The sequence below is a fragment of the Stenotrophomonas sp. SMYL20 genome, assembly GCF_036320045.1.
Taxonomy (GTDB): domain Bacteria; phylum Pseudomonadota; class Gammaproteobacteria; order Xanthomonadales; family Xanthomonadaceae; genus Stenotrophomonas; species Stenotrophomonas maltophilia_A.
In genome coordinates, this window is the sequence record NZ_JAWIRT010000002.1 from 274,361 (window position 1) to 285,206 (window position 10,846).

Sequence of the window (10,846 nt, forward strand, 5' to 3'; positions counted from 1 at the left end):
TGCATTCATTTTTCGAGGAAACCCGCGCATGACAGCAGCTGCTGCCGACAAGAAGAAGTTGCCCCTGCATTGGAAGATGGGCATCGGCTTTGCGATCGGCCTGATCCTGGGACTGATCGTGCACGCCCTGGGCGGCAGCGTCGATGGTCTGCAGGCCGGTGCCAAGTGGGTAATGGACTACATCACCACCCCGGCGTCGGGCCTGTTCCTCAACCTGATCTTCATGCTGATCGTGCCGCTGATCTTCTCGGCGCTGATCATGGGTGTGTCGGAGATGGGCGACATCCGCGCCCTTGGCCGCATCGGCTGGAAGACCTTGGCCTATACCGTGCTGCTGTCCGGCATTGCCGTGGGAATCGGGCTGGTGCTGGTGAACCTGCTCAAGCCGGGTGTCGGCGTCGACCCGCAGGTCGCTGCGATGATGCTGTCGGAGAACGCCGAGCGCAGCAAGGAGATTGTCGCGGGCATCCACGGCACGCCGAAGGGCATGGACATGCTGCTGTCGATCGTGCCGAGCAACGTGCTGCAGGCCGCGTCTGACAACGGCGCGATCCTGTCGCTGATGTTCTTCGCGCTGATGTTCGGCATCGGCATGGTGCTGACCGACAACGAGAAGGTCGCGCCGCTGCGCCGCGCCATCGAAGGCGTGTTCGAAATTTCGATGACCCTGATCAACCTGGTCATCCGCCTGGCCCCGTATGCGGTGGCCTGCTTCATGTTCAACCTGGCCGCGCTGTTCGGCTTCGAGCTGATCATCCGCCTCGGTGCCTACGTGGGCGTGGTGGTGCTGGCACTCGGCCTGCACATGGTGGTGAGCTACGGTACGGCCGTATGGCTGTCCGGTCGTTCGCCGCTGTCGTTCTTCCGCGATACCCAGGAAGCGACGGTGATGGCGTTCTCCACCGCCTCCAGCAACGCCACCCTGCCGACCGCGCTGCGCGTGGCCGACCAGATGGGCCTGCCGCAGCGCGTGTCGCGCTTCGTGCTGACCGTGGGCGCCACCGCCAACCAGAACGGCACCGCGCTGTTCGAGGGCGTGACGGTGATCTTCCTGGCCCAGTTCTTCGGCGTGGACCTGAGCATCGGCCAGCAGATCATGGTGATGGCGGTCTGCATCCTCGGTGGCATCGGCACTGCCGGTGTGCCGTCGGGCTCGCTGCCGGTGGTCGCGATGATCTGCGCGATGGTCGGCGTGAACCCGCTGGGCATCGGCCTGATCCTGGGCGTGAACCACTTCCTGGACATGTGCCGCACCGCGCTGAACGTGACCGGCGACCTGGCCCTGACCACGCTGGTGGCCAAGGGCGAGTCCCACGACGGCCCGGCGCTGGGCCCGCAGCAGGACTGAGACCGGATTCCCGTCACCCGGACTCCGGGGCGGTAGTGCCGGCCGCTGGCCGGGTACGCGTCATCGCATGCGCGCTGCCGCTCCCACGTTTCGCGATGCGAATCGCGGGCCCCCCTTACCGGCCTCCACACCCCGGCGCCTATGGCGCAGCCCCCGAACTCCGGGGGCGGGTAGTGCCGGCCGCTGGCCGGCAACTTCATGATCTTCATTGAATTCTGCGCAACTGCCGGCCAGCGGCCGGCACGGGGGGGGGGGGGCGCGCCCGCCCGGCGCCCCCCCCCCCCCCCGCCCCCCGCCCCCCCCCCCCCCCCCCCCCCCCCCCCCCCCCCACGACCGGGCAAGGTGAACCGACCCCCCGCCCGGCGACTATGGGACAATAGGCCGCCCGCACGTCCGCGGCCGCCTCCCGATTCCGACAGAACCATGACGCAGCCTACCCGTCGCCAGTTGGCCAACGCCATCCGCTTCCTTGCCGCCGATGCGGTTGAAACCGCAAAGTCCGGCCACCCCGGCATGCCCATGGGCATGGCCGACATTGCCGAAGTCCTCTGGAACGACTATCTCCGCCATAACCCGAGCAACCCGCACTGGTTCAACCGCGACCGTTTCGTGCTGTCCAACGGCCACGGTTCGATGCTGCAGTACGCGCTGCTGCACCTGAGCGGTTACGACCTGCCGATCGAGCAGCTGAAGCTGTTCCGCCAGCTGGGCAGCCACACCGCCGGCCACCCGGAACGCCACGAGACCCCGGGCGTGGAAACCACCACCGGCCCGCTGGGCCAGGGTTTCGCCAATGCCGTGGGCTTCGCCCTGGCCGAGAAGCTGCTGGCACAGCGCTTCAACCGCCCGGAACTGGAAGTGGTCGACCACCGCACCTGGGTGTTCATGGGCGATGGCTGCCTGATGGAAGGCGTGTCGCATGAAGCCGCTTCGCTGGCCGGTACCTGGGGCCTGCACAAGCTGGTCTGCTTCTGGGACAACAACCACATCTCCATCGACGGCAACGTCGAGGGCTGGTTCACCGACAATACCCCGGAGCGTTTCGAGGCCTATGGCTGGAACGTCGTGCGCGATGTCGATGGCCACGACCCGGAAAGCATCAAGGCCGGCATCGAGGCCGCGCTGTCGCAGAGCGACAAGCCGACCCTGATCTGCTGCCGCACCACCATTGGTTTCGGTTCGCCGAACAAGGCGGGCAAGGAATCCAGCCACGGCGCTCCGCTGGGCAAGGACGAGCTGGAAGCCACCCGCAAGCAGCTGGGCTGGGAGTACGGTCCGTTCGAGATTCCGCAGGCGATCTACGACGGCTGGCGCGCCAATGGCGCTGGCACCCTGCGCCAGGCCGAGTGGGAACAGCTGTTCGACAAGTACGCCAGCCAGTACCCGGCTGAAGCGTCCGAGCTGACCCGCCGTTCGCACGGCGAGCTGCCGGCCGACTTCGTTGCCAAGGCCGATGCCTACATCGCCCAGGTGGCCGCTGAAGGCCCGACGATCGCTTCGCGCAAGGCGTCGCAGCTGGCCATCGAAGCCTACGCCCCGCTGCTGCCGGAAATCGTCGGTGGCTCGGCCGACCTGGCGCACTCCAACCTGACCCTGTGGAAGGGCAGCAAGTCGGTTGCCAGCGACGACGCCAACGCCAACTACGTGTATTACGGCGTGCGCGAGTTCGGCATGACCGCCATCGCCAACGGCCTGGCCCTGCACGGTGGCTTCATTCCGTTCGACGCCACCTTCCTGGTGTTCAGCGACTACGCCCGCAACGGCGTGCGCATGAGCGCGCTGATCCCGGCCCACGCCATCCACGTCTACACCCACGACTCGATCGGCCTGGGCGAAGACGGTCCGACCCACCAGCCGGTGGAGCACCTGGCTTCGCTGCGTTACATCCCGAACAACGACGTGTGGCGTCCGTGCGATGCGGTCGAGTCGGCGGTGAGCTGGAAGGCTGCGATCACCCGTCAGGATGGTCCGAGCTGCCTGGTGTTCAGCCGCCAGAACCTGCCGCACCAGCCGCGCGACGCCGAGCAGATCGCCCAGATCGAGCGCGGTGGCTACGTGCTGGCCGATGCCGCCGGTACCCCGGACGTGATCCTGATCGCCACCGGTTCGGAAGTTTCGCTGGCCACCGAAGCCAAGGCCCAGCTGGATGCGGCCGGCCTCAAGACCCGCGTGGTCTCGATGCCGTCCACCGACGTGTTCCTGCGCCAGGATGCGGCCTACCGTGAATCGGTACTGCCGAACGCCGTGCGCAAGCGCGTTGCGGTGGAAGCCGGTGTCACCGGTTTCTGGCGCCAGTTCGTCGGCCTGGACGGTGCGGTGATTGGTATCGACACCTTCGGTGCCTCGGCCCCCGCCGACCAGCTGTACAAGCACTTCGGCATCACCACCGCCCACGTGGTGGAAGCGGCCAAGGCGCTGTAAGCAGCCTCGCGAAGCAGGAAGGGAAAGGCCGGCGCACGCCGGCCTTTTCTTTGCCGCAAGAAAAAGGGGACGGAGGGGATTAAGTCGTTTATGCACAAACGACTTAATCCCCTCCGTCCCTTTTTTCAGGCGGTGCGTGCCAGTGCGAGGCGCAGCAGTCGCGCGTCCAGGCGTTCGCCGAAATCCTTGGGTGCCTGCAGGCCCATGCGCTGCAGGTACACCGCATCGCCGTCGCCAGCCGGTTGCCGCAGCGCCGCCCAGACCGTGCGCAGCTTGTCGCCGCGGGTCTGCGTGTTGGCCTTCAGCCAGCCCAGCGCTTTCACCAGCACCTGCTCGATCTCGTTGAAGTCGCTGCCCAACGGATAGTCGGGCAGGCTGCCATCGACGCGGAACGGTGCCAGTGCCGCGGCCAGTGCCTGCGGCGTGTTGCGCTGCTGGCGCTCCGGATCCGGTTGCGTGGCCGCCAGCAGCTTGCGCGCGGCGTGTGCCTGCTGCAGCAGGCCGCCCTGGAACGGGGCCTCGGTGATTGCGGTCATCGCATGCACGCAGTCCTCGTCGGTCAGGCCGCGCAGGTCGGCGATGCCGTATTCGTTGAGGTAGATGTCGCGCAGGTGGCGCGGGATGGTGGTGTGCCCGTAGTTCCAGCGCACGTTGGATTCGCGCTGGCCCTTGTCATCGCGCGCGGCGCGGAACATCAGCACGCTGCGCGCTTCCGGCAGCGCATGTGCCATCGCCACGAAGTTGTACTGACCACCCACGCCGGACACCACACGTCCATCATCCAGCGCATCCGACACCGCCGCGCCCAGCGCGGTGGCCATCATGCAGGAGTTGAAGAAGCGCGCGTGCCGGCGCTGCAGGCGTTCCAGTGTCTCGTTGCCACCGTACAGCTGGTTGATCTCGCTGATGCGGCGCATGCCGATCGCACGGCATTCGTCTTCCGGCAGCGTGCGCAACCACTCGTAGAACTCCGGCGAGCCCAGGTAGAAGGCGCCATGCAGATACTCGCCCTCGGCAGCCAGGGTGGCGTGGTCGATGGACAGCGTGCTGCCGTTCTCGATGCGTTGCATCAGCGCCAGGTCATCGTGCACCTTGCGCTTGATCACGCCGGTCTGCACCAGCCGGCGGAAGCCCTCGTTGAGCATTTCGCTGCAGCCATACAGGCCGACCTCGAACGGATCCAGTCCGCCGATTTCCTGCACCAGCGGGTGGCTGGCCAGCTGCGGATCCAGCGCATGCAGCACGCGCCGGTAGCGCGCGTTGTCGGTGTGGCGCAGCACCAGCGCATGGCTGAGTGCATCAGCCAGCGTGCCGATGCCGATCTGCAGGGTGCCACCGTCGCGCACCAGCGTGCTGGCATACAGGCCAATGGCGTAGTCGGCATCGCCGACCGGCTGCCGCGGCAGCCCGAACAACGCCGGGTACGGTGGTGGCGGGGTGATCACCAGATCGAAGAACGACACATCGACCGTGGCCGAGCCACCCAGGTAGGGTAGCTGCGGATCGATCTCGGCGATCAGCAGCGGGCGAGGCAGCCCGCGAGCGGTCATCGCATCCAGCGTGTCCTGGGTGATGTCGTTGTTGCACGACAGCGAGAGCCGGCGGTCGTTCGGCCGCATCGCCACCTTCTGCACGATCACCTGCGGCGCGCGCTGCGCCACCGCATCGGCGGCGTGGGTGTAGTTCAGGCTGGTATAGCTGGACTGCGCCTGCCGCGAGCCGAGCAGGGCGCCGGACTGCATGTAGAACTCTTCCACCTGCACATGTGCCGGCAACGCGTCGCGCGCGATCGCATCGGCATAGGCCAGGCGCGGGAAATCGTCGCCGAAATGGCGCTGCGCGAACGGCGCCATGAAGCGCGCTTCCAGGCCGTTGCCGCGCGCCTTCGGCGGGTTCAGCGACAGCGCGGTATACAGCTGCAGCGGCCGCGACGGATCGTGCTCGACGCGTGCGTAAAGGGCATTGAGCAGCCGATGCGGCTTGCCCAGTGCCAGCGGTGCCCCGATCCGCAGCGGCCCGTCCACGCGCGCAAACAACCAGTCGACGGCGGCGTCCAGGTCGGTGAGGTGTTCGGTCATGCGCGGCGGTCCTGCGTGTGGGGGAGTGCGGGCATTACAGCATGTCGGGCTTGAACCGCCGTCGACGGGAGACTTCGGCGCCAGACACCATGAACTGCCCATCGCCCCGGTAATGCATCGTGCGCGGTAGTTTCGGCCGGGGCGCAACATGGGCGCGTACGATTTCCCAGATGAACAGGTTGTTCGACGCCACCTGGCTGTCGTCGTACAAGCGGCATTCGAAGCACGAATGGCATTGCCCGACCAGCGGCGCGCCGACCTCGCGCGCGGGCAGCGCATCAAGCTCGAAACGGGTGAACTTGTCGACCTCGCGGCCGCTGCAGTTGCCGATGTCCACCACGGTATCGAGCAGTTCCACACCCGGCACATTGATCACGCACTCGCCGCTGCCACGCGCCAGCGCATGGCTGTGGTTTGCGTCCCACAGGTAGGTGGCGACCAGCGAAGGCGAGAAGCCCATCACCATGTGCCAGCCCATCGTCATCAGGTTGCGCTGGCCGCGCCAGGCGGTGCTGACCAGCACGACCGGCCCGGGTTCGAGGAAGCGGCGGGCCTGCTCGACCGGGAATTCCTTCTTGGGCAGCGCTTTCATCCGGGGCCTGGGGCGGGAGGAATCGATGCTGGCGCAGCCGGGATGAACCTGGAGTCGAGGGGCTTGACAGACGATTCGATTACGCGCGTAATCAGGTCGTCGATTACGGATGTAAACCATGACTCCGATCAGCGAAGCCGAAGCCGTTGTGATGGAGGTGCTATGGCAGCAGGCACCGCGTAGCGCCGATGACGTGGTCGCCGCACTGGCCCACCGCGACTGGGCCGAGCCGACCATCAAGACCCTGCTCAACCGCCTGCTGACCAAGGGCGCGATTACTGCCGAGCGCGATGGCCGGCGCTACCTGTACCGGCCGCTGCTGCAGCGGCAGGCCTGGGTGGAGGCGCAGAGCCAGGACTTCATTGGTCGTGTCTTCGAAGGGCGCGTTGCGCCGTTGGTTGCGCACTTCAGCGAACGCGGCCAGTTGAGTGCGCAGGACATCGCCGAACTGAAGAAACTGATCCAGGAGCTGGACCATGACTGAGCTGCTCGATGGGCTGTGGCAGGCCAGCCTGTGGCTGGCGGTGGGCGTGGTCGTGCTGGCGGTGCTGCGACCCTTGCTGGTGCGGCTGGGGGGCGTGGCGTTGGCCTACCGCAGCTGGTGGCTGCTGCCGTTGCTGCTGCTGGCACTGATGCTGCCGTTGCCGCAGGTGGCACTTCTGGAGCATGTGCCAACGCTGCCGCTGAAAGTGGTACCCGGCGCCGTCGAAGGCATGGCAGGGCAGTCGTTGCCGTGGGCCGGGCTGTTGCTGCTGGCATGGATGGTGGGAGCGGTCCTTTGTCTGCTACGCGATCTACGTGCGCAGCGGCGCTTTGAACGTGGCATGGGCCAACTGTGTGCACGCGCCGATGGCAGCTGGCAGGCCAGCGCCGACCCGGGCCTGCCCGCGCTGGTCGGCCTGTGGCGTCCGCGCATCGTGGTAGGCCCGGATTTCGACCAGCAGTTCACCGCACAGGAGCAGGGCCTGATCCTGCAGCACGAGCGCAGCCACCGTCGCAATGGCGATCACTGGGCCAATGGGGCGCTGCTGATGGCACGCGCGGTGTTCTGGTTCCATCCGCTTCTGCCGTGGGCCTCCCGCCGATTCCTGCGTGACCAGGAGCTGGCCTGCGATGCCCGCACCATTGCCCCGCAGCCTGCGCTGCGCGGTCTCTACGCCAGCACGCTGCTGAAGGCGCAGCTGGTCCATCCGGTTGCGCCAGCGGTCTGCCATTGGCGCAGCCAACCCGTGTTGAAGGAGCGTATCGCCATGTTGAAGCAGTCCAAGCGGAAGGCATTGCCGTGGGTGTCGGGGCAGGTGCTGGTGGTCGGGTTGTGTCTGGGAATGGGCGCGGTGGCGTGGGCCAGCCAGGGCGGTGCAGCCGCAGACGGCCAGACAGTGGCCGCCATGGATCGGGAGATAGAGGTCGACAAGATGTCGCCGCCGTCCTATCCGAAGTCCGCGTTCGAACAGCGACAGGTGGGCGTGGTGAACCTGCGCGTGGAAGTGGATGCCAAGGGCCATCCGACTGACGTCCAGGTGCTCAGCGCAACCAATCCGGGTGTGTTCGATGCGGTGTCGATCGCCGCTGCGCGGAGCTGGACCTATCGTCCGGCGATAAAGAACGGAAAGCCCGTTGCAGGGGCTGTGAAGATTCCGATCACCTATGCCATGGACAACACCGAGGACTCCCAGTGAAGACCGCGCCGCTGTTGATGATGGCGGCGCTGTTGGCAGGATGCGCGACCCAGGATCGCCTGACCACCGTTGATACCCGCAGCGAGAATGTCGGCCATCAGCGCCTGCGGCCGCAGGCCGGTGGCGGCAGCGGGCAAGTGCAGACGTATTCGCTGGGCGCGAGCGAGGGCTACCGGATGCCGCAGTTGTACGCGGCGCCGGATCCGGAGGTCGGTGATCGTGACCCGCGTGCGGAGCTGGCACCGACCACCATCTGCCTGCAGGTGGTGGTTGATGCACAGGGCAGTGTCGAACGCAGCGTGCCGCTGACCGATCGCCCTGAGTGCGCGGCAGGTGCTGCAGGCGAGAATGCGCCCCTGCTGCAGGCGGCGCAGGAAGCCGTGGCGATGTGGAAGTACTCGTCCGCAGCGGTCTGCCACTTCGCGGCTGGCAAGGTGCCTGCCGACCGTGGCGACTGTCGCGGCGCCGAGCGCGTCGAGCCGGTGGCGGTCACCCTGCAGTATGCCTTCACCTTCGAGATCGTGAAGGGACAGCACGTGGTGCGTACGCAGGGAAAATGACCGCTTGCGATGACCGGGGCAGCGCCGGGCCATGCCCGGCGAGCGCAGCGGCGTGGATCAGGCCCCGCCCTGGATGTTGGCCTTCACCGCGGGCTGCATCAGCTTGGGTTCTTCCAGCGTCGCATCGCGTGCCTGGCGCACGCTGACGAACTCCGCCTCGGCCACGCCGTCATGCACGTGGATGTTGTGTGCGCGCTGTTCGCCGATGGTGGTTTCGTTGGCGAATGCACGACCACCCGGACCGTAGTCGTGGCAGACGAACACGCGGGTCGCATCGGGCAGGGCCAGCAGGCGCTGGATCGAACGGTACAGCTGCGCGGCATCGCCACCCGGGAAATCGCAGCGGGCGGTACCGCCGTCGGGCATGAACAGCGAGTCACCGGTGAACAGCGCATCGTCGATCAGGTAGGCGATGCTGTCGCTGGTATGGCCGGGCACGGCGATCACCTGACAGCGCAGTTCGCCCAGAGCAAAGGTTTCGCCATCGCTGAACAGGTGATCGAAGATCTCATCGGCCGCAGGAAGCTGCAGGCCGTAGCGCGGTGCGAAGGTGGCCTGCACCGCGCGGATGCCTTCGCCGATGGCCAGCGTGGCCTGCGGGAAGCGCTCCTTCAGGCGGCGCCCGGCCGACACATGGTCGGCGTGGGCGTGGGTTTCCAGCAGCCAGCGCAGCTGCAGGTCCTGTTGTTCGATGGCCTGCAACGCGGCATGCAGCGGCGCTTCACTGCTGGCGTCGGTATCCGGGTCGTAGTCCAGGACCGGGTCGATCAGCGCTGCCTCGCCGCTGGCCGGGTCGCTGACCAGATAGCTGAAGGTGTTGCTGTCACGGTGGAAGAACGACTGCACCTGGACCGGCATCGGAACTCTCCTCAGCGCGTGCCGAGCACGCGGTTCAGCAACTGCGCCAGGTTCTCACCGGCCAGTCGCAGCTGCGCTTCGGCCAGCGGCCGGTAGCGCTCGGTGTATTCGTCACCGATTTTACGCGTGGCCGGATAAACGCCAGCTTGCATGGAAATGCGGCAGCTGGCCTCGGCCCACGTCTGCGGGTCGCGCTGCGGGTTGGACTGGCGCGCCAGCTTCGGCGCGCGCTGGCTCTGCAGCAGCGGGAGATAGCCTGCGTCGTCCAGCTTGCGGGTGTTGAGCATGCCGCTGTCCCACAGCGAGTGCAGGTTGGTACCGCGGTTGCCGAACTGCAGCTGGAAGTCGTTGCCGCCCTTGTCGTGGGCGTAACCGGCGTGCATCGGCTGGTGGATGTCGCCGACCAGGTGCACGACGAACTTCAGCGCCTGCAGGCGCTCGCCGTCGGTCAGGCTGCGGTCGCCGAGGATGGCGCTCTGTGCCTTCAGGGCCTCGACGATGCAGTTGCCGTTCTTGCAGTGCTTCGGTGCTTCGTAGTGGCAGTTGTCTTCGGCGATGTTGACGTAGTGCCAGCCGGCCGAGCGACGGCCCAGGCCCGGGTCTTTGGCGCGCAGCTGGTCGGCCCACGGCGCGATGCTGGCCAGCGTGGCATCCGGTTCGGTGGCCAGCAGGCGGTCCACTTCGGCGCGGGCGGTGGGGTTGAGGCGGGCGTCGGCGACTTCGGCGACCAGACGGTGGCCTTGCGCGCCCCAGGCATGGGCGGGGGCGGAGACGGACAGCAGGGCCGGCGCCAGGGCGGCGGCGAGGAACAGGGAGTGCAGGGCTTTCATGCGCACATTCTAGCGGGGGTAGGTGGATTGAAGAGCGGCGCGTTCCTGTTCCGAAGTGGGAGCGCAGCGGGAGGGGCGGCGGGACACGCCGTAAACCCATCCATGGGGGCTCGATGGCGCCATCCATGGCACCAACGGTCCCGCCGCCCCTCCCGCTGCGCTCCCCTCCAAACATGGCCGCGAAGACGGATGCAAACGTCAAAGGCAACATCAAAAACAAATGCAGGATCAAAATCGGCCTCCTGCAATTACAGGCAACCACTACGCCTCGGATGTTCAGGTTCTGTTTCTGCTCTTGCCTTTGCTTGAGCTGGCACGCGCGCGCAGATGGGAAGGGTGGAGAGGGTGGGGTGATCGGGACCGTTCGCCGCATGGATGCGCCGATCGAGCCTTATCTGATCGGAATCTGGCAGCGTAGGCGTCGAGAGCCGGCGTGGGCCGCCGTGCGAGCCTAGATCTCGACGATCCGTAACCAGGATC

At 66.8% G+C, this 10,846-nt stretch carries 9 protein-coding genes; 5 read left to right on the forward strand and 4 right to left on the reverse strand.

Annotated features, from left to right (window positions below; all coding sequences use genetic code 11):
* Window positions 1-28: 28 nt before the first annotated feature.
* Together V3B48_RS02795 and tkt are read left to right on the forward strand one after the other, a co-directional pair.
* The gene (locus tag V3B48_RS02795) at window positions 29-1,348 is read left to right on the forward strand and encodes a dicarboxylate/amino acid:cation symporter (protein WP_032127858.1); all 1,320 of its coding nucleotides are present in this window, start codon (window positions 29-31) and stop codon (window positions 1,346-1,348) included.
* A 423-nt stretch (window positions 1,349-1,771) separates the two neighbouring features.
* Window positions 1,772-3,769, forward strand: coding sequence for a transketolase (gene tkt, locus V3B48_RS02800; protein WP_049461813.1), 1,998 nt, complete (start codon window positions 1,772-1,774; stop codon window positions 3,767-3,769).
* Window positions 3,770-3,894: 125 nt separating this feature from the next.
* On the opposite strand, the gene V3B48_RS02805 is transcribed toward tkt, so the two are convergent.
* Both V3B48_RS02805 and V3B48_RS02810 read right to left on the reverse strand, forming a co-directional pair.
* A complete protein-coding gene (locus tag V3B48_RS02805) occupies window positions 3,895-5,847 on the reverse strand; it encodes an acetyl-CoA hydrolase/transferase C-terminal domain-containing protein (protein WP_285301626.1) in 1,953 nt (650 codons plus the stop codon).
* Window positions 5,848-5,881: 34 nt separating this feature from the next.
* Window positions 5,882-6,439: a flavin reductase family protein gene (locus V3B48_RS02810; RefSeq protein WP_285301627.1), complete on the reverse strand. Its 558-nt coding sequence runs from the start codon at window positions 6,437-6,439 to the stop codon at window positions 5,882-5,884.
* 118 nt (window positions 6,440-6,557) lie between these two features.
* On the opposite strand from V3B48_RS02810, the gene V3B48_RS02815 reads away from it, so the two are divergent.
* From V3B48_RS02815 to V3B48_RS02825, 3 genes are read left to right on the forward strand one after another with little or no spacing between them, the layout of a single operon-like run.
* Complete coding sequence (locus V3B48_RS02815; protein WP_014648244.1) at window positions 6,558-6,923, forward strand: BlaI/MecI/CopY family transcriptional regulator; 366 nt, start codon at window positions 6,558-6,560, stop codon at window positions 6,921-6,923.
* Entirely contained in the window at window positions 6,916-8,118 is a 1,203-nt protein-coding gene (locus V3B48_RS02820) for a TonB family protein (RefSeq protein ID WP_329893121.1), read from the forward strand. The genes V3B48_RS02815 and V3B48_RS02820 overlap by 8 nt, the downstream gene beginning before the upstream one ends.
* Window positions 8,115-8,678 (forward strand): hypothetical protein, encoded by a 564-nt coding sequence (locus tag V3B48_RS02825; protein WP_329893122.1) that lies wholly within the window; start codon window positions 8,115-8,117, stop codon window positions 8,676-8,678. Before V3B48_RS02820 ends, V3B48_RS02825 begins: the two co-directional genes overlap by 4 nt.
* 57 nt (window positions 8,679-8,735) lie before the next feature.
* Here the strand turns inward: V3B48_RS02825 and V3B48_RS02830 are convergent, their stop codons facing one another.
* Window positions 8,736-9,536, reverse strand: coding sequence for an MBL fold metallo-hydrolase (locus tag V3B48_RS02830; protein ID WP_121504468.1), 801 nt, complete (start codon window positions 9,534-9,536; stop codon window positions 8,736-8,738).
* An 11-nt stretch (window positions 9,537-9,547) separates the two neighbouring features.
* Window positions 9,548-10,366 carry a S1/P1 nuclease gene (locus V3B48_RS02835; protein ID WP_010484081.1) on the reverse strand — a complete coding sequence of 273 codons (819 nt, stop codon included), beginning with the start codon at window positions 10,364-10,366 and terminating at the stop codon, window positions 9,548-9,550.
* Window positions 10,367-10,846: the final 480 nt, after the last annotated feature.